Consider the following 21957-nt stretch of genomic DNA (forward strand, 5'->3'; position numbering starts at 1 on the left):
GCGGTTGACAACTCCAGGGTCGGTACTGCTCTGGTCTGGCGGTCCTGGGCCTGCGGCCCTACGGTCAGCGCTGGTCGGTCAGTGCTGGTACCCGTAGACGCCGCGGGCCTGGTCGCGGACGAGCAGCCCCTTGTCGAGCTCGATGACGCGCTTGCGCATCTGGTCGACGATGGCCTGGTCGTGGGTGGCCATCAGCACCGTGGTGCCGGTGCGGTTGATGCGGTCGAGCAGCTTCATGATGCCGACCGAGTTCTGCGGGTCGAGGTTGCCGGTGGGCTCGTCCGCGATCAGCAGCATCGGCCGGTTCACGAAGGCGCGGGCGATCGCCACGCGCTGCTGCTCACCACCGGACAGCTCGCCCGGCATGCGGTCCTCCTTGCCGCCGAGGCCGACCAGCTCCAGCACCTCGGGCACCACCTTGTTGATGGCGCTCTTGGGCTTGCCGATCACCTCCAGGGCGAAGGCGACGTTCTGCGCGACCGTCTTGTTCGGCAGCAGGCGGAAGTCCTGGAAGACGGTGCCCAGCTGGCGGCGCATGTGCGGCACCTTCCAGTTGGACAGCTTGCCGAGGTCCTTGCCCAGCACGTGCACCGCGCCGGTGGAGGGGCGCTCCTCGCGCAGGCACAGGCGCAGGAAGGTGGACTTCCCGGAGCCGGACGAGCCGACCAGGAAGACGAACTCACCCTTCTCGATCTCCAGCGAGACGTTGTCCAGGGCGGGACGGTTCTGCTTGGGATAGGTCTTGGAGACGTTGTCGAATCTGATCACGGCTGCATCACGGAGGCCATCCTAGGCGGCGCCAGTCCTCGGTCGGTCCGCCCCCGAGGCCCGGTCCGGGGGCGGGCGAAAGGAGCGCAGAGGGCCGCTCCCGGACTCGGACCATACGCGAATCGGCAACCGGCCCGCAGGGGCCGCCGATGACAATCGGAGGATTCCGGGGGAGAATGTCCGCTTATGCCCCGAATATTGGGAGGCATCTCACAGCCCGGGCGCCGGAACCGCCGGAACCTGGCAGAGTGGAGGGGGCGCCGCGCCGCGGCCGCTCCCCCGCACAGGGCAGTGCGTGGAACCAAAGCCCCGTCCGGTGCGTTGGCTGTAGCAGCGAGGAGGAGATCGCATGACCTGCGACCATCTGGTGTGCGCCAACTGCAACGGCCGCGTCAGCGACGGGCGCTGCCCGGTCTGCCGGGCCAACCGGGCCCGGCTCCAGGAGCAGCAGGGGCCGTTCACCGCGCTCTCCCCCGCGATGCTGCTGGCCCTGCTGGCCGGGCTGCTCGCGGTGGCGCTGATCGCACGGCAGGCCCTGGCCTGACCTTTCCGGACGTACGGAAGGCCCCCGACCACTGCGGTCGGGGGCCTTCTGCGTGCTCGGTGGGTGGTGCTACTCCGCGCTGGTCTCGCGCTGCTTGCGCCAGCGGATCCCGGCCTCGATGAAGCCGTCGATGTCGCCGTCCAGCACGGCCTGCGGGTTGCCGGCCTCGTACGCGGTGCGGACGTCCTTCACCATCTGGTACGGGTGCAGCACGTAGGAGCGCATCTGGTTGCCCCAGGAGCTGCCGCTGTCCTTGAGCGCGTCCATCGCCGCCTTCTCCTCCTGGCGGCGCCGCTCCAGCAGCTTGGCCTGGAGGACGTTCATCGCGGACGCCTTGTTCTGGATCTGCGAGCGCTCGTTCTGGCAGGAGACCACGATCCCGGTCGGGAGGTGGGTGATGCGCACCGCCGAGTCGGTGGTGTTGACGCCCTGGCCGCCGGGGCCGGAGGCGCGGTAGACGTCGACCCGCAGGTCGCCCTCGTCGATGTCGACGTGGTCGGCCTGCTCGACGACCGGGAGCACCTCGACACCGGCGAAGGAGGTCTGCCGGCGGCCCTGGTTGTCGAACGGGGAGATGCGCACCAGGCGGTGGGTGCCCTGCTCGACCGAGAGGGTCCCGTAGGCGTACGGCGCCTTCACGGTGAAGGTCGCGGACTTGATGCCGGCCTCTTCGGCGTACGACGTGTCGTACACCTCGGTGGGGTACCCGTGCCGCTCGGCCCAGCGCAGGTACATGCGCATCAGCTGCTCGGCGAAGTCGGCGGCGTCCACGCCGCCGGCCTCGGCACGGATGTTGATCAGCGCCTCGCGCGCGTCGTACTCGCCGGACAGGAGGGTGCGGACCTCCAGCTCCTCGACGGCCTTCTGGAGGGCGACGAGCTCGGTCGCGGCCTCGGCGCGGGTGTCCGCGTCGTCCTCGTCCTCGGCCAGCTCGAACAGGACGCCCAGGTCGTCGATGCGGCTGCGCAGGCTCTCCACCCGGCGCAGTTCGCCCTGGAGGAAGGAGAGCCGGCTGGTCACCTTCTGCGCGTTCGCGACGTCGTCCCACAGGGTGGGGGCGGCTGCCTCCTCCTCCAGGACCGCGATGTCGGCCCGGATCTTGTCCAGGTCGAGGACGGCCTCGATCGACCCCATGGTCGTATCGAGGTTCTTGAGCTCTTCGGAAGGATCGACGGCTGCCACGCCCCCCAGGGTAATGGTTCCGGCAGTGGTCATGACGACACCCCCGGTTTCCCCGGCGTCCGGGCCCGCGCCACCGCCGGGGCGCGGGAGCGGTACGGCCGGGTCGCGGGGGCGGTACGGCTCGGTCGCGGCGGCCGCGGCTACGGCGCCCGCGGGCCCGGGCCCGACACCGCCGGACGGCCCGGGTGCCCGCCGTCCGGGACGGTGGCCGCGAAGGCCGTCCAGGCCGCGGCGGCGCCCGCCAGCAGCAGCACGGTGGCGATCAGCACGGCCAGCAGCCGGCGGCGGCGCAGCAGTGCCTGGCGGTCCCGGCGGTGGCCCGGGGCGGCGCGCTGGGCACGGGACTCGACCGCGTAGGCGGCCAGCTCGTCGGCGGAGGGGCGGCGCAGGCTGGTGTGGGTGTCCCGGGTGGAGTCCGGGGCGGCGCCGGGCACCAGCGGGACGGCCGGGCCGCGGCGGCGCTTGTGGGTGCCCGGGCCGGCGTCCACCTCCGCGTAGACGGCCTCGCCGGGGGTCAGCTGCTCCTCGGCCGGGGCGCGGCCCTGGCCGGGCACGGCGAGCACCGGCAGGCCGGCCAGCGAGGGCAGCTGCTCGCGCAGCCGGGAGGCCAGCTCGGCGGCGCGCAGCCGGGAGGCCGGGGCCTTGGCCAGGCACTCGGAGATGATCCGCCACAGCCCGTCCGGCAGGCCCGGGATCGGCGGCACCTGCTCGGTGACGTGGCGGCGCAGCACCGCGCCGGTGTGCCCGCCGCCGAACGGGGTGAAGCCGGCCAGCAGCTCGTACAGCACGGTGGCGAGGGCGTAGATGTCCACGGCGGCGCGCGGCTCCAGGCCCTCGATGATCTCGGGGGCGAGGTAGTCGGGGGTGCCGATGATCCGGGTCGCCCGGGTGCGGCGCGGGGCGTCGACCAGGCGGGCCACCCCGAAGTCGGTGAGCTTGGCGCGCGGGGCGCCGCCCGGGCCGGGGGCGGCGGCGAGGTCGAGCAGGACGTTCTCCGGCTTGACGTCGCGGTGGACGATTCCGGCGGCGTGCGCGGCGGCGAGGCCGTCGGCGACGTCGGCGATGATCGAGGCGGCGGTCTGCGGCGGCAGCGCGCCGTCCCGCTCCAGCCGGGAGCGCAGGTCGGTGCCCTGGACCAGCTCCATCACCAGGGCGAGGTCGCTGCCGTCCACCACCATGTCGCGCACGCCGACCACCCGGGGGTGGTCGAGGCTGGTCAGCGCGGTGCGCTCCTGGACGAAGCGGCCGACCAGCACCTGGTCGGCGGCGAGGTCCTCGCGCAGCAGCTTGACCGCCACCGGGCCGTCGGGCCCCTCACCGAGCCAGACCGTCCCGGCCGAACCCCGGCCGATCACCTGGTGGACGGTGTACCGGCTGCCGATCTTGCGTGCCAATGCTGCTCCGTGGGCGGCGCGGGAGCGCTCCGGGGGTCCGGCGCGCTCGGTGGGGCGGGACAACAGCGACCAACCTACGCGCCCGGAGGCCCGCGGGGGCCGCCCGAGGGGCCCGGGGCGGGAGTCTCGGGCGAGAAATCTCGCCAATTGTCGACAAAGCGTCAATCCTGGCGCCCGGCTCGGCACCGGCGGGCGCGCCGGGCCCGCCCGCTCCCCCGTCCCGTGGCGCCGGCCCCGCTGCCCCGGTCGGCCGGTGTCAGTTCCCGGAACTGCCGACGAGGCCGCCCACCCAGTCGCGCGCCGAGTCGAACCAGCCCACCACGTTGTCCCAGTACTGGGGCAGCGACGTGAAGTTCCACAGCGCCACCCCGGCCAGGGTCAGCACCAGCAGCACCATCAGGCAGCCCTTGAGGCAGCCGAGCCCCGGGATGTACATCCGGTTGCGGCTGCGCGGGCGCGGCTCGCGGGCCGGCGCGGGCTCGCGGCGGGCCGGGGCCGGCGGCTCCTCGCGGCGCTGCGGCGGGGCCTCCCGGTACTGCGGCGCGGGCGGCTCGGAGCGGCGCGGCACCGGGGTGGGCGCGGGCGGCGGCGGGTAGCCGCCCTGCGGCTGCCCGTACCCGGGCGGCGCCGGGCGGTAGCCGCCGGGCGGCTGCGGACGGCCGCCCTGGCCGCCCGGTCCGCCCTGGCCCCGCTGCGCGCCCCGGCCGCCCTGGCCCGCCTGGTAGGGCGGCGGGGCGACCGGCGGGCGCTGGGCGTAGCCGGGCGGGGGCTGCCGGTAGCCGCCGGGCGGCTGCGGCCCCGGGCGTCCGGCCGGGGCACCGTGGCCCGGCGGGCGCCCCTGGCCGGGGTGGCCGCCCTGCCCGGCCTGGTACGGCGGCGGGGCGACCTGCGGCTCCGGGCGGTCCTCGAAGTCCTCCGGGCCGAAGTAGCCGACCTGGGTCTGCTGGTTGCGGTCCCGCGCCGCGCGCAGCTGGGTCTGCCACGGGTGCGGCGCCTCCTCCTGCGGCGGCGCGGCGGGCGGGGGCGGCGGTACGGCGGCCGGCGGCAGCACCTGGGTGCGGTCCGCGGCGCCCTGCGGGGGCGCCGGCGGCGGCTGGGTGCCCATCACCCTGGTCGCCGCGGCCGGGTCGTACTGCCCGCCGGTCGCCGGCGGCAGCACCTGGGTGCGGTCCTCGGTGCCCGGGGCCATGGCGCCCGGCAGCGTCGCGGGCGGAACCGGCCCGTTGGCGGGCACCGCGGTCGGCTGCGGGTCCGGCAGCAGCAGCGCGCCGACCGCCAGCGCCTCGTCCACCGCCGCCGGGGAGGCGTGCACGCCGACCCCGGCCGCGACCACCCGCAGCGCGCGGGCCAGCGAGGTGGCGCCCGGCCGCTGGGCCGGGTCCTTGCGCAGGCAGCGCTCGATCACCGTCCAGAGCGGCTCCGGCATGGTGCTGGGCCGCTGCGGCTCCTGGGCCAGGTGGGCCTGGAGCACGGCGAGCGCGCTGTCGCCCTGGAACGGCTGACGGCCGGTGACCAGCTCGTACAGCATGATCCCGGCGCCGTACACGTCCACCGCGGAGGTCTGCGGGCGGCCCTCGGCGGACTCCGGCGCCACGTAGGCGGGGGTGCCCACGAACTCGTGGGTCCGGGTGACGCCCGGGGAGTCGGCCAGCCTGGCGATGCCGAAGTCGGTCAGCAGCGGGTGCATCCGCTCGGCGCCGTCCACCACCGTGGAGGCGAGCAGGACGTTGGCCGGCTTGAGGTCGCGGTGGACGATCCCGTCCGCGTGGCTGGCCGCCAGCGCGTCCGCGACCTGGGCCATCAGCAGGGCGCCGGCGATCGGGCTGAACGGACCGTTGGCGCGCAGGTAGCGGGCCAGGTCGGGGCCCTCCACCAGGTCCATCACCAGGGCCAGCAGCTCGCCCTCGACGACCAGGTCGCGGACCCGGACGATGTTGGGGTGGGTCAGCCGCAGCAGCAGGGAGCGCTCGCGCAGGAAGCGCATCACCACGTCGGGGTCGGCGGCCAGCTCCTCGCGCAGCACCTTGATCGCCACCCGCTGCCCGGGCACGCAGCCCGGCACCTGGACGTCCTCGCGCACCACGCCGCGCCAGACGGTGCCGGTCGCACCCCGCCCGAGGGTCTCATCCAGCAGATACTTGCTGCCGACTGGCCGCACCTTGTCGCACTCCTCGCCGTGCCGCCCGCGCGGGGCGCTCCTCCGCCGGTGCGGTGAGCCTGCCGGGCCCGTGTCTGCGGCCACTCTAACGGTGTCCTCCCGGGTTTTTGAGGTGGCCGGTAGGCCATCCGCACGGTCTGGGGAAGGGTTGGGGGAGATCCCCTAGGGAAGGTCCCCGGGGCGCCGCGCGGGGCCCGTCGACCTGACTCCCCGTCGCCCCTGTGACGGCGGTGATCGCAAGATCGTCAAATCCGGTACGGTGCGCGGACCGTCCTCGACGGATGGCAGGATGGACACTCGCCACTCGTGTGGCCCAACGGTGCCCACGGCACCCGGCAGCGGCACCAGGCTTCACATCAGCAGAAGGGACCCGCGGGCGAGATGCAGATCCGGCTGACCGTCCTCCGACCGCGCAGCGGCCCGTCCGCCGCCGGCTCCGCCATTCCCTACGTGGACGTGCTGGTCACCGCGCCCGTCGGCACCGCACTCGGCGCCATCGCGGGCGCGCTCGCCGGCGCCGTGGGCGTGCGCGGCCCCCGGGCCGCCACCCACGTGCACCTGTACGCCGGGGCGCACCGGGTCGACGAGCACACCCTGCTCGGCCACCCCCCGCTGCTCGACGGCGCCGTCCTCAGCCTGAACGAGGCCGACCCGACCGCCGACGACCCCGACGACGCCCCCGCCGCCGCCGAACTGCGGGTGGTCGGCGGCCCCGACGCCGGCGGTGTGCACCGGCTGCACGGCCGGGAGATCCGGATCGGCCGCTCCGCCGAGGCCGACGTACCGCTCGACGACCCGGACGTCTCCCGGCTGCACCTCTCCCTGCACCTCGCCGAGGACGGCCGGCTCTCCGTGCGCGACCTCGGCTCCACCAACGGCACCACGCTGGAGGGCCGGCTCGTCCCGCCCGGCCCGCCGGAGGCCGCCGTCCCGCTGGAGCCGGGGGCCGTGCTGCGGATCGGCGAGTCCACCCTCCAGGTGACCGCCCCCGACCCGGCCGAGGCCGCCGGAGCCGTCCGCGCCGCCCTGCCCGACGGCCACGGCCACCTCCAGCTGGCCGCCCCCGGCCCGGCCCGGCCCGCGCCGCCGGTGGTCGAGCCGCCCACCGCCCCCGAACCCGCGCCCGGCCGCAGCCGCGGCCTGTTCTCCCTGCTGCCCGGCCGCGCCGCCGAGCCGCCCGGCCAGGAGAGCGCCGAGCGCCACCACACCGCGGTGCGGCTGCGCCAGACCGCCGCCCAGCGCGAGCGCTGGCCCGACCTCGCCACCCTGCTGCTCAACGCCGTCGGCCCCGGCCCCCGGCTCTGGGAGCGCGGCCCCGGCCACCCCGACGCGCTCACCCTGCGCCTCGGCACCGCCGACCGCCCCGGCGGGCCCGGCACCACGCCCGGCACCATGCTGCCCGCCGTGCCCGTCACCCTCGACCTCCAGACCGCCGGCAGCCTCGGCCTCAGCGGCCCGCGCGAGCGCCTGGACGCGCTCACCCGCGCCGTCGTCGCCCAGCTCGCCGCCCTGCACCCGCCGACCGGGCTCAGCCTGGTGGTGGTCGACGCCGACCCGGCCCGCGCCGCCGAGGACCGCGCCGACACCTGGGCCTGGGCCCTGTGGCTGCCGCACCTGCGCCCGCTGGACGGCCAGGACTGCCGGCTGCTGATCGGCCTGGACGACGAACAGGCCACCGCCCGGCTGACCGAGCTCACCGCCCGGCTCAGCGGCCCCAGCGGCCTCGGCGGGCACCCGGCGACCGTGGTCGTGGTGGACGGCCGTCCGGCCACCGAGGCCGCCCGGCAGGCGCTCGACCTGCTGCTGCGCCAGGGCCCGGCCGTCGGCATCTTCCCGATCTGCCTCGCCGAACAGCCCGAGCTGCTGCCCCGCGGCCTCGGCGCCACCGCCCTGATCACCGGCGAGGTCGGCACCCAGCTGTCGCTGGACCGCCCGGTCGCCCGCGGCCGGGAGACCCTCCACGAGGTCTCGCTGGACGCCGTCTCGGACGCCTGGGCCGAACGGCTGGCCCGGGTCCTCGCCCCGCTACGGGAGGCCGCCCCGGCCGCCCGCGGCCCGCTGCCCGACGTGCTGCGGCTGCTCGACCTGCTCCAGCTCGACACCGTCACCCCGGCCAAGCTGTCCGCCCGCTGGGAGGCCCACGCCGGCGGCATCGGCGCCGCCACCGCCCTGCTCGGCACCACCCGGGACGAGCTCTGCACGCTCGACCTGGCCGACCCGGAGCTCACCCTCCCCTCCCCCGACCCGGGCGGCCCGCACCTGCTGATCGGCGGCGCCCGCGGCTCCGGCAAGACCGAGCTGCTGCGCACCCTGATCGCCTCGCTCGCCGTCTCCGAGCGGCCCGAGCGGCTGACCGTCACGATCATCGAGGGCCGGGCCGTCGCGGACGGCCAGGACGGGCTGGACGGCTGCACCGAGCTGCCGCACGTCACCGGCCGGGTGAACGCCGCCGCCGACCCGCGCGCCGCGCTGCTCGCGGCCGAGGCGCTGGAGGACGAACTCGCCCTGCGGGAGCGGCTGTTCGACGGGCTGGACTTCGCCTCCTGGCACGCCGCACGGATCCTGGACGAGCAGGGCCTGGAGGAGCGGGAGGCGGACGCCGTGCCGGTGCCCGCCGTCGTGGGCGGCGGGGTGGCCACGACGCCCCGGATCATCCCGCCGCGCAGTGCGGAGGGCCCCCGGTACGCCGGGCCCGCGCCGGTGCCGGCGCCCACCCGGCTGGTCGTCGTCGTCGACGACTACGACGCGCTGCTCTCCCCCACCTCCCCGGCCGGGCGGCCGCTCGCCCGCGCCCTGGCCGCCGTCGCCCGCCGGGGCGGGCCGCTGGGCGTCCACCTCGCCGTCGCCACCGGCCGCCCGGAGGAGAGCGCCGGCACCGAGGTGGACGAGGCCGCGCTGCTCCGGATCGCCCTGCGCACCGAGGACCCGGCCGACTCGGACGTACTGATCCACCTCGGGGACGCGGCCGCGCTGCCCGAGGACACCCCGGGGCGCGGCTACCTCCGCCTCCCGGACGGCGGGGTGAGCGCCTTCCAGACCGCCCGGATCAGCGGCCGCATCCCGCGCACCGCCACCCTGCGGCCGACCGTCGTCGCGATAGACCCGCTCCAGCTCGGCGCCCCGCCGGCCCGTCGCCCGGTCCGCGAACTCGGCAACGGCCCCACCGACCTCGCCCTCCTCGCCAGCGCCCTCCAACGCGCCGCCGCCCGCTGAGGCCCGCCGAGGCCCGCTGAGGCCCGCGCAGGAAGTCGGCCCGGCCGACTTCCTGCGCAGCGAGCCGACCGCACGCAGGCGACGAGGGCGCCGGATCGAGCCCGAGGGCGGGCCCACCCCTCCACAAGCCATGGGCGGCCCGGCCAAGCGGCCGTCGTACGCGCCCTCGGACTCGTCCTCGCGCACACGGGTGGCTGCCTAGGGGCCGTCGCACGCCGCCCTGTCCTACCGCCTCGGCGGACACCTTCGAATCGCTCGAACGCGCCCACCCTTGATCCACTCCGCTCCCCTTGTCGATGGCAGCCGGCGTAGCCCGCGGTGCGCAGGAAGTCGGCGGGGCCGACTTCCTGCGCTCAGGGGCGGGTTGCGCCGGTGCGGCAGCGGGTGAGGGCGTAGGTGATGCGTCGGTCGGAGGGGTGGAGGGCGGCGAGGAGTTCGCCGGCCGAGACGAGGGTGGTCCAGTAGGTGGCGGGGTCGCCGGTGCGCGGGAGGGGGTGGGTGGAGGCGAGGGAGAGGTAGGCGGCGGTGAGGTTGCCGGTGGTGAACCAGCGGTGGAGACCGTGGCGGTGGCCGGGGCGGATGCCCCCGATGGCGTCGATGGCGGCCAGGAAGTGCTCGACGACCGCGAGTTCGGCCTCGGTGAGGGTCTTGGGGACGTCGAAGACGCCGAGGGCTTCGAGCAGTTCACCGGTGTCGGTCTCGTCGCCGGGGTGGTGGTCGGCGAGGAGGGCGTCGTAGCAGTCGGCCAGGCGGCGGGTGGTTTCGGTGTGGGGGATGGCGAGGGCGAGGCAGACGGCGCGGGCGGCGGGGAGGGGACGGCCTGTGCGCCGGGCGATCAAGACGTACGTCTCGGCAGGGGTGTGGCCGCGGGTGAGGGCGTGCCGGGCGAGGGTGGCGAGGTTCATGGTGACGGGGTCCTTCAGATGGTGACGGGAGCGACGAGGGCCCAGACGAACTTGCCGATGCCGCAGGGGCGGTTGGCGTGGCCCCAGCGTTCGGCGAGTTCGTTGACGAGGAGCAGGCCCCGCCCGCACTCGTCGTCCGGAGCGGCCGCGCGGAGCAGCGGCCGGCCGGATCCCGCGTCGTGGACTTCGAGGCGCAGGCGGGAGCCGGCGAGGGCGAAGCGGACTTCGATGTGCCGGTCGTCGGGCGCGTCGCAGTGCCGGACGGCGTTGGCGAAGAGTTCGCCCAACAGCAGCTCGGCGGTGTCGCGGTAGCGGTCGCCGGAAGGCAGCCCGGAGAGGTACGCCCGGAGCAGGTACCGGGCCAGCGGCGTGGAGTCGGTGCGGGAGGAGAGGCGCGCGACGAACATGCGGGGACGGCAGGACGTGAGCATGGGGGTACCTCTAGGGACATGAGAGACGGGCCGGTCGCATCACTCCCGGAGTCACGTGTTGACGGCCAGTTACCTCCGGGTGGTTCGATGATGACCTGGGAGATCGGGCCGTTGCGACGCCGTCCAGACGTCTCTCCGGCGTCCCCACAAGGCGTCATTTCGGCGTCCCGCGAAAGATCCTTGCCTCTATGGTGGAGTTCATGACGACGCCTAACGAGACCCTGAGGGCCGTGCGCCTCGGGCTTCGTCTCAGCCAGGACGAGTTCGCGAAACGCCTGAGGGCCGTGGGAACGGCCCAGGGAGAACCCAATGACGCCAGCAAGCGTCTTGTGCAACGCTGGGAGTCGGGGGAGGTCCGGTCTCCCCGGCCGGTGTACGTTCGAGCCCTTGAGGCTGTCACCAAGCTTTCTGTGGACCGCCTCGGCTTCGAATCGCGGAGCCTACCGCCAAGGGTCAGCACGGACGGTACGGGAGGCCATGACATGACCAGCGATGAACCGGGCGTGCCCGTGCAGGCCGCCGCCGCCCCCACGGGTGAGGACTACTCGGGGGTCTGGATCAGCCACTACGAGTTCTTCAGCAGCAGCCGGGAGAACACGTTCACCGGCCTGCACCACGTCATGCTGTCGCAGAGCGGGAACCGGATCACCGGCCGCTCCCTCCCCGGGGCCTCCTCCAATCCCGACTCACCGCTGTCCTTCGACCTCACCGTCGACCGGAACGTGGTGACGGGCTCCTGGGTGGAACAGACCGCGCAGGACGGCTACTACCAAGGCGCCAGGTACCACGGCGCCATCCAGCTGCTGGTCGATCCGACCGGGCGGCGGATGGCCGGCAAGTGGGTCGGCTTCGGCAAGGAGTTCGACGTCAACACCGGCCCCTGGGAACTACGCCTGCTGGAGAAGTCCACGGCTGACGACGTGCTGCGCCGCTACAGCGTGCCACCGGAGGCATAGCGCGGGACGACCTGCTCAGCACCTCGGGTACGTGCAGGCCGGGGTGCGCAGGAAGTCGGTGGGGCCGACTTCCTGCGCAGGGGGTGGGGGCGTACCGGATCGCGAGGGGGCTGGAAGTCGGGTGCAAACGGTCCGCACTCGGCTACTCGGTGCTGACGGCCTATCACGACAGTCCCGTCGGGAGCTGGAGTCTGTGCACTACGGTCTTCGGGTAGGCCGGTTACAGCAACAACCGATCCGGCAACGAAGGACAGTCATGACGGACGACAAGCAGGTGAGGGGCACCGCGGGCTACCTGTTCGAGGCGGGGATGCTCAAGCGGGCGAAGCGTCAGGGCTGGTGGATCGCCGGCGTCAAGGACCCGGAGTCGGTCGCGGAGCACTCGTTCCGGACGGGCATCATCGGTGCGGTGCTCGCGATGATGGAAGGTGCCGACCCGGCCAAGGTTGCCCTGCTGTGCCTCTTCCACGACACCCAGGAGACTCGGGTCAGCGACATCCCGCACGTCAGTCGGCGCTATCTCACCGCCGCGTCGAACGAGCGGGTGACCGCCGACCAGGTCAGCGCCGCCCACCCGGCCGTCGTCGCCGGGATCCAGGCCCTCGTGGAGGAGTACGAGAACGCCGAGAACCTGGACGTCACCGTCGCCCACGACGCGGACAAGCTGGAGTGCCTGGTCCAGGCCGTGGAGTACCGCGAGCAGGGCTACCAGAACGTCCAGCCGTGGATCGACAGCAGCCTCGGCAGCCTCAAGACGGAGTCGGCCCGCGCCCTCGCCGAGGCCGCGCTGACCATGACGTCCCTGGAGTGGCAGAAGGTCTACCTCGCGTGACGCGGCCGTTCGCCAACACGAAGGAGCACTGCATGTCGTCCGACGGACGGATCTTCCGCGAAGCGTGGATCGCCGGTGTGTCGAAGCACTACCCGGGCGAGCCGAAAGCAGGCTATGTCGCCGCGTGGGACGAGACCCCCGAGTGGGAGCGGGACTGCGCCGCCGCCGTCTTCGGCCAGATCCGTGACTTCGTCATCGTGAGCGCGGGCAACACGTCCAAGCTCACACGGGAGCAGAAGGGCCGGTTCGTCGCGACGTGCTGGATCGCCCAGATCCACAAGCACATCGAGAATCCGAAGCCGGGCTACGTCGCCGACTGGGACGATCTCCCGGCGTGGCAGCGGGAGACCGATGCGGACATCTTCGAAGCGATCGAACGCGCCCACCCCTGAGGACCGCGCTCCACTCCGCACCCCATTGCCAGTGGTGGTCGGGGCCACCGGGCAGACCGGGGTGCGCAGGAAGTCGGCGGGGCCGACTTCCTGCGCAGGGGGTGGGGGCGTACCGGATCGCGGGGGCTGGAGGGCGGGCGTGAACGGTTCGCACTCTGTGTATCCGGTGTGCTACTTTCCGCATCGTCAACCGAGCAAAGGAGACCCCGGCGGTGCGGGAACACCCCGGGGTCGGGCACCAGGAGCCAGAACTCCAGATGCGGATTCATCGTAGCGCGCACACGCGCGCGTTCACCGTCCTCCCGAACGGCCTGTTGCAGGACCGCCGCCTCAGCTACACCGCCCGCGGCCTGCTCGCCGACCTGCTCTCCCGGCCGGACGGCTGGCGGGAGGACGGGCGGCAGATGGCGGACAGCAGTCCACAGGGGCGGGGCGCCGTGCGGCGGGCGCTCAAGGAGCTGGCCGGCGCCGGGTACTACCGGGTCGACAGGGTCCGGATGCCCGACGGGACCATCCGTTCCGAGGCCCACGTCTTCGACACCCCGCAGCCCCGACCGGCTGCCGAGCCCCCGGACTCCGGCGAGGGAGGGACCGGCCGCCCTGTCACCCCTCCCGTAAAGAACCCGGAGAAAGAACCCACCCTCCCGGATGAACGGACGCGGGCCGCCGTGGCCTTGCTCTACCGGGTGATCCGGCCCGAACCGCGCCTGCGCCTCGGCGAGGCCGAGGCGCAGGCGCTGGCTCCCCTCGTCACCCGGTGGCTGGAACGGGGCAGCAGCGAAGCCGAGTTGGCCCACGCCCTGCTCCCCGGCCTGCCACAGCCGATGCACTGCCCGGCAGCGGTCCTCCGCGACCGCCTGCAACGCAAGCTGCCCCCGGAACAGCCCGAAGCGCCGCCCGCCTCGTACGCCGAGTGCGGCCGCTGCCACGACCCGGTCCCCCGGCCCGGCATCTGCCGCGCCTGCGCGGGCCTCGGCAGCAGAACCGTCGCCGTCGGCACCGGCGCACCCGCCACCCCCGGCGGCGTCGCCCGCGCCCGGGCCGCCCTGCGCGGACTGCCCCGGCCGGCCTGAGGCCGTCCGGGGCGGGTGCGACGCCGGCGACGACGACGGCGACGGCGACGGCGACCGCGACGGCGACGAGGAAGGCGTGGTCGGCGCGGACGGAGATCCCCTGGGACTCGGCCGTCGAGGGAAGGGGCCCGCCCGCGAGGACGCGGGCCCCTCCGCAGTCACGGGTCAGGAAGCCGGGCCCCGGTCGGCCAGGCCGCGGGTGTAGTGGGCGGCGGCGAGGACGGAGGCCATCAGCTCGGAGTCCAGCACCGAGGCGTCGGCCAGCCGCGTGGCGGACGCGTGCGAGGCGAGCAGCGTCTTGGTGACCCGCAGGGCGGCCTCGGGGCGGCGGGTGATCGGGCGGGCCCACTCGGCCACCGCCGCGTCCAACTCCTCCTCCGCGACGACCCGTTGGAGGACGGCGAGCTCCCGCGCCTCCACCGCGCCGACCGGGCGGCCGGTGAGGATGATCTCGCGGACCCGCGCCGCGCCGACCTCGTGCAGCAGCCGGGGCAGCAGGCCGCCCCAGGCCACGGGCAGGCCCAGGGCCAGCTCGGGCAACCGGAAGACGGCGTTCTCGGCGCCGACCCGCAGGTCGCAGGCGAGCGCCAGGGCGAAGCCGGCTCCCGTCGCCCGGCCCTGGACGCGGGCGACGGTCACGGCGGGGCTGTTGGTGAGGGCGTCGCAGACCCGGCGGGCCTTGTCCCCGTAGGCCCGTATTCGGCCGCCGGTCGGGTCCTCGTCCAGGCCCGAGAAGAGTTCGTCGCGGTCGCCGCCGAGGCAGAAGTCGCGGCCGGCCGCGGACAGCACGATCACCCGCACCGCCGGGTCGGGGACGGCCAGGACGGCGAGGAGTTCGTCCAGCATCGCCAGGGTGACGGCGTTCCCGGTCTCCGGGCTGTCCAGTTCGACGTGGAGCACCGCGCCCCGGAGCTCGGCACGGACCGTACGGGCGGGCTGGGGCGCAGGGGCGCAAGCGGGCACCGGGGCGGGGGCGGGCACCGGGGCGGAGGCGGGCAGCGGGGCGGGCCCGGGCAGCGGCTCGGCCTGCGGGACGGGCGGGGGGTACCAGCCGCCCGGCGCCGGAGGGTACGGGGCGTACGGCGACGGCGACGGCTGCACGGGGTACGGATGGTACGGGTGGGCCTGCGGAGGGAGGTTCATGCGGCCACTCTCAGGGACGTCACCCGGTGGAACACCATCCGGGGTGCGTGCTCCGGCGGGCTCACCGCCCGCAGCGTCGGGAAGCGCTCCAGCAGCCCGTTCAACAGGGCCCGCGCCTCCAGCCGGGCCAGGCCCGCGCCGAGGCAGTAGTGGGCGCCCCCGCCGAAGGTCAGGTGGGCGCCCCGGCGCAGCGGGTCGAAGGCGTGCGGGTCCGGGTTGCGGCGCGGATCGCGGTTGGCCGCGCCGTACATCACGTGGACCATGGTGTCCTTGGGGAGGAACACCCCGGCCAGCTCGGTGTCCTCGCCCGCGACGCGGCTGTTGACGCGGATCGGCGGGTCGTAGCGCAGCGCCTCGTCGATCACCCCGTCGATGTGCTCCGGGTGCTCCCGCAGCCACTCCCACCGCTCCGGCGACCGGAGCAGCTGCCACACCAGCGAGGAGAGCAGCGTCGCCGTGGTCTCCAGCGAGGCGATGGTGACGAACATGGTGAGCTGGTAGACCATCCGGTCGGTGGCCTCGCGGGAGGACTCCAGGCCGTCCCAGGTGCGGATCCAGCCGGCGACCACGTCGTCGCCGTCGTTCGCGCGGCGCTCCCGGACGAGGCGGGTGAAGTACTCGCGCAGCTCCATGGTGGCCTGCTCGGAGACGGCCAGCTGGCTCTTGGTGGGCAGCAGTTCCTGGGCGTGCACCTGGTTGTGGGTCATCGTCAGGATGTGCGGGTAGTCGGCCGGGGAGATGCCCAGCCAGCGGCCGACGGTGCCGATCGGCAGCTGCTCGCTGACCACGGAGGCGAAGTCCGCCTCGCCGTCCGTCCGTATTCGCTCGGCCAGGCGGTCGAGCAGGCGGGCGACGTCGGCCTCGATCTCCGGTGCCATGTCCCGCAGGGTGTTGCGGTCGAAGAGGCTGCCGAGGCTGCGCCGCTGCCGGGTGTGCTCGGGGGCGTTGAGCCGGGAGAGCGTCCGGCTCATCTCCCGGGTGGCGACGGCCTCCCAGCGCTCCGTCCCGCTCTGCCGCGCCTGCCAGGCGAAGTCGGGGACGAGCCAGGTCCTGCCGCGCAGGACCTGGTCGCACGCCTCGTAGCCGGTGACCAGGTACCCGCCCCAGGGCGCCGGGACGAGGTCGCCCAGGGCCCGCAGCTCGTCGTAGACCGGGCTCGGGTCGGCGAGCCCCTCCGCCGACCGCAGCCTGCGCAGCAGCGGGACGGCGGCACGGCGGTCGACCCTTCCCTCCAGCCGCTCCCACTGCGCGGGGCGGGCTTCCAACATGGCGGTCACACGGGCTCCTTCAACACGCGGGCGGGCAGTACGGCGGCGTACTACCCAGCAACAGCGCGCTCAAGCGTCGATCCGTGTTGCCCCCGTCACGTACTGAACCGCCGTAGCGCGCCGTTCATGTCGCGGTGACGGAACGGCTTCCGGCAGTCCGACAGAACGGCCCCCGCGGCCCGACGGAGCCCGTGGACGCCTCAGACCCGGAACACGTCCAGGAAGGAGCTCCACCACCCCTTCTTCTGCGGAGCCCGGGCCGGCGCCGGCGCGGCCTGCGGGTACGGCTGCGCCTGCTCGGCGCCCGCCGGTGCGGCAGCGGGGGCGGGCTCCGCGCCCACGGCCGGCCCGGCGGTGCGGGCGGCCACCGGGCTGAACCGCACCGGCAGCGAGACCAGGCCGCGCTGGAACGGGCCCGGCCGCCACTCCACGCTCTGAGCGGGCACCGCCAGCGTGACATCCGGGAGCGCGTTGAGCAGGCACTCGATCGCGCTCAGGGCGATCAGCTGGGCCGGGGACTTGGCCGGGCAGGCGTGCGGGCCGGCGCCCCAGGCCAGGTGGGCGCCCTTGCTGAGGGTCAGCCGGGCGTCGGTCAGCGCGGGGTCGCTGTTCGCGGCGGCGAAGCTGATCACCACCGGGCTGCCGGCGTCCATCGGGACGCCGCCCAGGTTGAGGTCCTGCATCGGATAGTGCGTCGCGTAGTTGGCGATCGGCGGGTTGTTCCACAGCACGTCGTCGAGGGCGTCCTCGATGCGCAGGCCCGGGCCGCCCTCGCCGGAGAGCAGCAGGAGCAGCGCGTTGCCGATGAGGTTGCGCTCGGGCTCGACGCCGGCGCCCATCAGCATGACCAGCTGGTCCTTGAGCTCCTCGTCCCGCAGGCCGGCCGGGTGCTGGATGAGCCAGGAGGTGATGTCATCGCCGGGCTGGCGGCGCTTGAGCGCGACCAGGTCCATCAGGCAGGAGGTGAGCTCCTCGTTGGCCTGGATCACGTCGAGGCCGTCGAACAGCGCGGACATGCTGCGGGTCAGCCGGTCGCCGATGTCGGCCGGGCAGCCGAAGAGCTGGTTGAACAGCAGCAGCGGCAGCAGCTTGGCGTAGTCGTTGAGCAGGTCGGCCCGGCCCAGCTGGCTGAACTGGTCGATCAGGTAGCCGGCGATCCGCTCGACGTGCCGGTTGAGCCGGCTGTCGTTGAGCCGGTCCAGGCTCTCGGTGACGGCCTTGCGCAGCCGCAGGTGCTCGGCGCCGTCCGTGAAGAGGCAGTTCGGCCGGTAGAACATCATCGGCAGGACGGGGCTGTCCATCGGCACCCGGCCCTCGTTCAGGGCCGCCCAGCGCCGCGAGTCCCGGGCGAACATCCCCGGGTTCTGCAGCACCCGCAGCGCCGCCTCGTGCGAGGTGACCAGGGTGGCGTCCACCCCCGGTGCCAGCTCCACGGGGGCGGCGGGGCCGTGGGCGCGCAGCTTGTCGTAGACCGCGTCGGGGTCGGCCGAGAACATCTCGCCGTAGAGCGGAGTGCTCACGCCGACGTGCATGGGGCAGCCCGGCGGAGCCGACTGCGGGACCGGGCGCTGCGGAGATTCCATGGGTCGTTCCTTGGAGGTGGCCCCCGGGCGGGGGCCCGGGGGGGCGTGAGGGGAGGGAGGCGTGGGGGAGGTCAGGAGGCGCGGGCGAGCAGGTGCCGGACGAGCGTCATCAGGGCGTTGGCCGAGGAGCGCTGGTCCCGGGCGTCGCAGAACACCACCGGCGTGTGCGGCAGCAGGTCGAGTGCCTCGCGCAGCTGGTCCTCGGTGTACTCGCTCTGCCGGTCGAAGCTGTTGACCGCGACCGCGTACTCCAGGCCGTACTGCTCGACCAGGTCGATGACGGGGAAGGTGTCCGCGAGGCGCGTCGGGTCGGCCAGCAGCAGCGCCCCCAGCGCCCCCCTCGCCATGTCCTCCCAGAGCTGCATGAACCGCTGCTGCCCGGGCGTGCCGAAGAGGTACAGCACCAGGTCGTCGCCGAGGGTCAGCCGGCCGAAGTCCAGGGCGACGGTCGTGGTCTTCTTGTCCGGCACGCCGCGGAGGTCGTCGACGCGGACGGACGCCTGCGTCATGCTCTCCTCGGTGCTCAGCGGGGCGATCTCCGAGAGGGCCCCGATGAGCGTCGTCTTGCCGACCGCGAAGTGCCCCACGACCAGGATCTTGACAGCGGTCGTCACCGCGCCCGGGACGTAGATGTCCTCAGGCGAACCGGCGTTGAAGTCCATGCAGTACCTTCTCTAGGAGTCTCGGGTCCGGAGCCTGCGCCGGGGGCGGGGCCGAGCGCCGCAGCAGCCGGCCCTCCCGGATCAGGTCCGTCAGCAGCAGCCTCACGACCCCCACCGGGAGCTCCAGCCGGGCCGCGACCTCGGCCACCGAGAGGTAGCCGCCGGAGCACAGCTCCCAGATCGCCCTGGTCTCCGGGCTCGGCAGGGCGGGGAGGTGCTGCTCGGGCGCGACGGTGACCAGGGTGATCAGAGACAGGTCGTCCGCACTCGGTAACGCCCGCCCGCCGGTGATGACGTAGGAGCGGATGAAGCCGCCGGAGACCCGCTGTTCCTCGCCGCCGCCCGTCATGAGCCGCTGAGCGTGCTCTGCCGCGGCGCCGCCGACAACGCCCGTCCGAGCGCGCCCACCTGCTGCTGCATCCGGAAGGACATCGCCTCCATGTCGACGTCGGGGGCGGTGGAGGCGGCCAGGTACGCGCCGCTGCCGGCCGCGATCAGGAAGATCCAGCCGTGGTCGTACTCCAGGAGGGTCTGGCGCCAGGCGCCGCCGCCCCCGCCGACGAACGGGGCGACCGCGCGGCTCAGCGACTGCATCGAGCTCATCGCGGCGGCGTTGGTCTCCGCCTCGTCGCGGCCGATCTCGCTGGACCGTTCGAGCAGGAGGCCGTCGGCGGAGACGAGGATAGCGTGCCGGGCGCCCGGTACCTGGAGTACGTCGTTGAGCACCCAGGAAAGATCGCGGCTCACTGGATCTCGGTTCCTTCCGTGGTCATGGTGTTGCGCCCGGACAGCGTGCCGCGCTGGAACGCGCCGAGGCGGGACGGCGTGTGCTGGCCGGTGTCGCGCACCGGCTCCTCGACCCGGCCCTGGTCCTGCGGGGCGGGCACGACCGACACCGGCCGCTGGCGGCGGCGCCGGGGCAGCAGCCCGTCCGCGGTCGTCTCCGGCCCGGCCGCCGCGTACGGCGCCGGCACCGGCGCCAGGGGCGCGGCCGGCTCGGACAGCGACACCAGCCGCTGCCCGTTGCCCGGCGCCCAGGCCTGCGCGGGCTGCTCCGCCAGCGCGGCCTGGAAGTCCTGGTAGTCGGGGTGCTCGGCGACGGGCGGGGCGGCGACCTCGCTGCTGAGCAGCTCGGCCGGCAGCAGCACCACGGCCCGCACACCGCCGTACGGGGAGACCGAGTCGACGGAGACCCGGAAGCCGTAGCGGGCGGCCAGCATGCCGGAGACGGCGAAGCCGAACTTCGGGGGGTTGCCCAGGTCCGTGAGGCTGATCGGGGCGCCCGGGTTGAGGAGCGCCGACGCGCGGTCCTTCTCCTCCTGGCCCATGCCGAGGCCGGCGTCGTCGATGATCAGGCAGACGCCGGTGGGCACGGCCTGGACGCTGACCTCCACCGGGGTGTCCGGGGCGGAGTAGTTGGTCGCGTTGGCGAGCAGCTCGGACAGCACGACGGCGACCGGCTCGACGACCTTGCTGGCGAGCGAGACGCTGACCCTGGAGTGGATCCGCACCCGGTCGAAGTGCCGGATCCGGCCCTGGGCGCTGCGGACCACGTCGAAGACGGAGGCGACGCTCTCCCGGCGGCCCAGCCAGCCGCCGCAGAGCACCGCGATGCCCTGGGCCCGGCGGCCGAACTGGCTGTTCGTGTGGTCGATCGTCATCAGGTCGGCGAGGATCTGCGGGCTGTCGCCGTACTTCCGCTGCACCTTGTCGATGACGACCTGCTGCTCGTCGGCCAGGCCCTGCAGCGTCCGCATCGCCGCCTTGAGGACGGCCTTGGTGTCCTCCTCGGCGTCCCGGCGGACGGCCGCCAGCTCGGCGGCGTGCTGGCCCTGCTGGCGGTCGTGCAGCGCGGCGAGCTCGTCGCGCTGCCGCTGGGCCAGGGCGCTCGCCTCCTCCAGGGAGGCGTTGCGGCGCCGCAGGGCGAGGTTCGTCCTGCGGGCCTGGAGGGCCGCACCGACGGCCACGAGCATCACCACGATGAAGACCCAGAAAAAGGGTTCCTGCACAAATGACGTCATGAAACTCTCTTCAGGTGGCATCGCGTGGAGCCGGTCCGGGCCCCGAAGCGCGAATGGGACTGGCGGCCTGAACCTCTCCGAAAGGCGCCCGATGTCACATCACATCGAAGCGCGTTCCGGCGTGAGACCTGCGGCGACGCCTATCGCGGAGTCAGCCTACTGCACCTCATGCCATGTCAGAACAGATAGCAAAAAGGGCAGTTGGGGCGAAATTCCACGACTTGCTGGGAACTCTGACAAGAAATGGCGGAGTTCGTGACGCCGCGTTAACCGCAGGGACACATCCCCACCACACGCCGGTCCGCGCGCAGCGTGATTCCGTCGTCACGCTGCGGAATGCGCGGCCGGGCGAACCGCCGTCGGCCCCCGGCAGCCGGCTGAACGGCCGGGGGCCGACGAACGGGCGAACGGCCGGGGGCCGGCGGACGGGGCGAACGGCCGAGGGCCCCGGGCGATCCGCCGGGGCCCTCGGCGGGCGCTCGGTCAGGAGCACCTGACGGAGCGGTTCACCACCGCCATCCCGGCGACCCTGTCGCCGTCCACGGTGAACTCGTACTGCCAGCCCGGCCGGCCCTCCACCGGGAGCACGTACCGGCCGGACGGGTCCTGCTGGAGGCCCTTGGCCCCGTAGGCCTGCCGCAGGGCATCCACGGTGGAGCCGGCGCCGACGCCCTCGGCGGTCCGCGCCTGTGCCGGAGCGACCAGCTCGCGCAGGCCCGCGTCGGAGAAGGAGACCCGGCCGGTGGCCAGGTACGCCTTCTCCATGGTCTCCCGGGCGACCTTCAGGTCGACCAGGGCCATCGTCGAGTCCGCGACCAGCTTGGCGGCGGCGGCCGAGTCCTGGGCCGAGGCGGCCGAGGCGGCGGCGGCCGCGGCCGCGTCCTTCGCGGAGGCGCCCGGCGCCAGGGTGCCGCCCGGGGCGGGGGCCTTGCCGCTCGCCGCGTCCGCCTGGGCGCTGAGCTCCCGGTAGCGGGCCTCGGTGGCGGCCTCGGCGGCCATCCGGGCCTGGTCCGGCGCCGGGCCGCCCTTGTAGACGTAGTCCGTGCAGCCGCCGAGCAGCGAGACCGGTGCGGCCTCCAGCGCGCCGGTGGCCAGGCCGGCGTCCTTCGCCATGCCCGGCGTCAGACCGCGGTAGCCGGCCGCCGCGAAGGCTTCCGGCGCCTCCGGCGCGGCCGTCGCCGAGGGCGTGCCGGCGGCGGCCGGGGCCTTCGCCGGGGCCTTCTCGCCGCCGGACGAGCAGGCCGCCGCACCGGCGACCAGCAGTGCCACCGAGACGCCCGCGCCCAGCGCGCGGACCGAGGCCCGGTTCTTCCCCATGTCGTACAACCCCCACCTGATCGTTCTGCGGGGACCACCGTAGCGAAGGTGCGCCCACGACCCACAGCCGGGCTCGCGGAGCGGGGAACGGCGGAGGGGCCCGCGTCCGTGGACG

At 74.3% G+C, this 21957-nt stretch carries 20 protein-coding genes; 6 read left to right on the plus strand and 14 right to left on the minus strand.

The genetic code is table 11. From position 1 onward, the window contains the following. Window positions 1-78: 78 nt before the first annotated feature. Complete coding sequence (gene ftsE, locus ACH5AR_RS26845; RefSeq protein ID WP_030059730.1) at window positions 79-768, minus strand: cell division ATP-binding protein FtsE; 690 nt, start codon at window positions 766-768, stop codon at window positions 79-81. Between the two features lie 349 nt (window positions 769-1117). On the opposite strand from ftsE, the gene ACH5AR_RS26850 reads away from it, so the two are divergent. Then, window positions 1118-1312 carry a hypothetical protein gene (locus ACH5AR_RS26850; protein WP_396304071.1) on the plus strand — a complete coding sequence of 65 codons (195 nt, stop codon included), beginning with the start codon at window positions 1118-1120 and terminating at the stop codon, window positions 1310-1312. A 69-nt stretch (window positions 1313-1381) separates the two neighbouring features. Here the strand turns inward: ACH5AR_RS26850 and prfB are convergent, their stop codons facing one another. The 3 genes from prfB to ACH5AR_RS26865 form a co-directional block, all read right to left on the minus strand. Further along, window positions 1382-2494, minus strand: coding sequence for a peptide chain release factor 2 (gene prfB, locus ACH5AR_RS26855; protein WP_396304072.1), 1113 nt, complete (start codon window positions 2492-2494; stop codon window positions 1382-1384). Between the two features lie 140 nt (window positions 2495-2634). Further along, the gene (locus ACH5AR_RS26860; protein ID WP_396304073.1) at window positions 2635-3888 is read right to left on the minus strand and encodes a serine/threonine-protein kinase; all 1254 of its coding nucleotides are present in this window, start codon (window positions 3886-3888) and stop codon (window positions 2635-2637) included. Between the two features lie 256 nt (window positions 3889-4144). Further along, complete coding sequence (locus ACH5AR_RS26865; RefSeq protein WP_396304074.1) at window positions 4145-6046, minus strand: serine/threonine-protein kinase; 1902 nt, start codon at window positions 6044-6046, stop codon at window positions 4145-4147. Window positions 6047-6427: 381 nt separating this feature from the next. On the opposite strand from ACH5AR_RS26865, the gene ACH5AR_RS26870 reads away from it, so the two are divergent. Continuing rightward, entirely contained in the window at window positions 6428-9259 is a 2832-nt protein-coding gene (locus tag ACH5AR_RS26870; protein ID WP_396304075.1) for an FtsK/SpoIIIE domain-containing protein, read from the plus strand. Between the two features lie 353 nt (window positions 9260-9612). Here ACH5AR_RS26870 and ACH5AR_RS26875 read toward each other — a convergent pair whose 3' ends face one another. Both ACH5AR_RS26875 and ACH5AR_RS26880 read right to left on the minus strand, forming a co-directional pair. Then, window positions 9613-10164: a hypothetical protein gene (locus tag ACH5AR_RS26875; protein ID WP_396304076.1), complete on the minus strand. Its 552-nt coding sequence runs from the start codon at window positions 10162-10164 to the stop codon at window positions 9613-9615. 14 nt (window positions 10165-10178) lie between these two features. Then, window positions 10179-10571 carry an ATP-binding protein gene (locus ACH5AR_RS26880; protein ID WP_396304077.1) on the minus strand — a complete coding sequence of 131 codons (393 nt, stop codon included), beginning with the start codon at window positions 10569-10571 and terminating at the stop codon, window positions 10179-10181. A gap of 212 nt (window positions 10572-10783) precedes the next feature. Between ACH5AR_RS26880 and ACH5AR_RS26885 the strand changes: the two genes are divergently transcribed. The 4 genes from ACH5AR_RS26885 to ACH5AR_RS26900 all read left to right on the plus strand — a co-directional run bounded on the left by ACH5AR_RS26885 (window position 10784) and on the right by ACH5AR_RS26900 (window position 13848). Next, on the plus strand, window positions 10784-11551 hold the full coding sequence (locus tag ACH5AR_RS26885) for a helix-turn-helix domain-containing protein (RefSeq protein ID WP_396304078.1): 768 nt from the start codon (window positions 10784-10786) through the stop codon (window positions 11549-11551). Between the two features lie 256 nt (window positions 11552-11807). Continuing rightward, entirely contained in the window at window positions 11808-12383 is a 576-nt protein-coding gene (locus ACH5AR_RS26890; RefSeq protein WP_396304079.1) for an HD family hydrolase, read from the plus strand. Between the two features lie 32 nt (window positions 12384-12415). Then, window positions 12416-12775 (plus strand): hypothetical protein, encoded by a 360-nt coding sequence (locus tag ACH5AR_RS26895; protein WP_396304080.1) that lies wholly within the window; start codon window positions 12416-12418, stop codon window positions 12773-12775. A 257-nt stretch (window positions 12776-13032) separates the two neighbouring features. After that, complete coding sequence (locus ACH5AR_RS26900; RefSeq protein WP_396304081.1) at window positions 13033-13848, plus strand: hypothetical protein; 816 nt, start codon at window positions 13033-13035, stop codon at window positions 13846-13848. A 165-nt stretch (window positions 13849-14013) separates the two neighbouring features. On the opposite strand, the gene ACH5AR_RS26905 is transcribed toward ACH5AR_RS26900, so the two are convergent. The 8 genes from ACH5AR_RS26905 to ACH5AR_RS26940 all read right to left on the minus strand — a co-directional run bounded on the left by ACH5AR_RS26905 (window position 14014) and on the right by ACH5AR_RS26940 (window position 21842). Beyond that, complete coding sequence (locus tag ACH5AR_RS26905) at window positions 14014-14811, minus strand: enoyl-CoA hydratase/isomerase family protein (protein ID WP_396304109.1); 798 nt, start codon at window positions 14809-14811, stop codon at window positions 14014-14016. A 176-nt stretch (window positions 14812-14987) separates the two neighbouring features. Continuing rightward, entirely contained in the window at window positions 14988-16121 is a 1134-nt protein-coding gene (locus tag ACH5AR_RS26910) for a cytochrome P450 (RefSeq protein WP_396304110.1), read from the minus strand. Window positions 16122-16459: 338 nt separating this feature from the next. Continuing rightward, on the minus strand, window positions 16460-17842 hold the full coding sequence (locus ACH5AR_RS26915) for a cytochrome P450 (protein WP_396304082.1): 1383 nt from the start codon (window positions 17840-17842) through the stop codon (window positions 16460-16462). A 71-nt stretch (window positions 17843-17913) separates the two neighbouring features. Then, entirely contained in the window at window positions 17914-18504 is a 591-nt protein-coding gene (locus tag ACH5AR_RS26920) for a GTP-binding protein (RefSeq protein WP_396304083.1), read from the minus strand. Further along, window positions 18479-18853 (minus strand): DUF742 domain-containing protein, encoded by a 375-nt coding sequence (locus ACH5AR_RS26925; RefSeq protein WP_396304084.1) that lies wholly within the window; start codon window positions 18851-18853, stop codon window positions 18479-18481. The genes ACH5AR_RS26920 and ACH5AR_RS26925 overlap by 26 nt, the downstream gene beginning before the upstream one ends. After that, window positions 18850-19251, minus strand: a complete 402-nt coding sequence (locus ACH5AR_RS26930; RefSeq protein WP_396304085.1) for a roadblock/LC7 domain-containing protein — start codon at window positions 19249-19251, stop codon at window positions 18850-18852. Before ACH5AR_RS26930 ends, ACH5AR_RS26925 begins: the two co-directional genes overlap by 4 nt. Continuing rightward, entirely contained in the window at window positions 19248-20525 is a 1278-nt protein-coding gene (locus ACH5AR_RS26935) for an ATP-binding protein (RefSeq protein ID WP_396304086.1), read from the minus strand. Before ACH5AR_RS26935 ends, ACH5AR_RS26930 begins: the two co-directional genes overlap by 4 nt. Window positions 20526-21008: 483 nt before the next feature. Beyond that, window positions 21009-21842 carry a hypothetical protein gene (locus ACH5AR_RS26940; protein WP_396304087.1) on the minus strand — a complete coding sequence of 278 codons (834 nt, stop codon included), beginning with the start codon at window positions 21840-21842 and terminating at the stop codon, window positions 21009-21011. Window positions 21843-21957 lie beyond the last annotated feature (115 nt).

Origin of the sequence: Kitasatospora sp. NPDC018619, assembly GCF_044391605.1 — a bacterium.
GTDB lineage: Bacteria > Actinomycetota > Actinomycetes > Streptomycetales > Streptomycetaceae > Kitasatospora.

What these genes read in the sequence shown, in the direction of transcription:
- ACH5AR_RS26850 (WP_396304071.1), top strand. Translation starts at nt 1,118, where the DNA reads ATGACCTGCGACCATCTGGTGTGCGCCAACTGCAACGGCCGCGTCAGC.
- ACH5AR_RS26870 (WP_396304075.1), top strand. Translation starts at nt 6,428, where the DNA reads ATGCAGATCCGGCTGACCGTCCTCCGACCGCGCAGCGGCCCGTCCGCC.
- ACH5AR_RS26875 (WP_396304076.1), bottom strand. Translation starts at nt 10,164, where the DNA reads ATGAACCTCGCCACCCTCGCCCGGCACGCCCTCACCCGCGGCCACACC.
- ACH5AR_RS26880 (WP_396304077.1), bottom strand. Translation starts at nt 10,571, where the DNA reads ATGTTCGTCGCGCGCCTCTCCTCCCGCACCGACTCCACGCCGCTGGCC.
- ACH5AR_RS26885 (WP_396304078.1), top strand. Translation starts at nt 10,784, where the DNA reads ATGGTGGAGTTCATGACGACGCCTAACGAGACCCTGAGGGCCGTGCGC.
- ACH5AR_RS26890 (WP_396304079.1), top strand. Translation starts at nt 11,808, where the DNA reads ATGACGGACGACAAGCAGGTGAGGGGCACCGCGGGCTACCTGTTCGAG.
- ACH5AR_RS26895 (WP_396304080.1), top strand. Translation starts at nt 12,416, where the DNA reads ATGTCGTCCGACGGACGGATCTTCCGCGAAGCGTGGATCGCCGGTGTG.
- ACH5AR_RS26900 (WP_396304081.1), top strand. Translation starts at nt 13,033, where the DNA reads ATGCGGATTCATCGTAGCGCGCACACGCGCGCGTTCACCGTCCTCCCG.
- ACH5AR_RS26915 (WP_396304082.1), bottom strand. Translation starts at nt 17,842, where the DNA reads ATGGAATCTCCGCAGCGCCCGGTCCCGCAGTCGGCTCCGCCGGGCTGC.
- ACH5AR_RS26920 (WP_396304083.1), bottom strand. Translation starts at nt 18,504, where the DNA reads ATGGACTTCAACGCCGGTTCGCCTGAGGACATCTACGTCCCGGGCGCG.
- ACH5AR_RS26925 (WP_396304084.1), bottom strand. Translation starts at nt 18,853, where the DNA reads ATGACGGGCGGCGGCGAGGAACAGCGGGTCTCCGGCGGCTTCATCCGC.
- ACH5AR_RS26935 (WP_396304086.1), bottom strand. Translation starts at nt 20,525, where the DNA reads ATGACGTCATTTGTGCAGGAACCCTTTTTCTGGGTCTTCATCGTGGTG.
- ACH5AR_RS26940 (WP_396304087.1), bottom strand. Translation starts at nt 21,842, where the DNA reads ATGGGGAAGAACCGGGCCTCGGTCCGCGCGCTGGGCGCGGGCGTCTCG.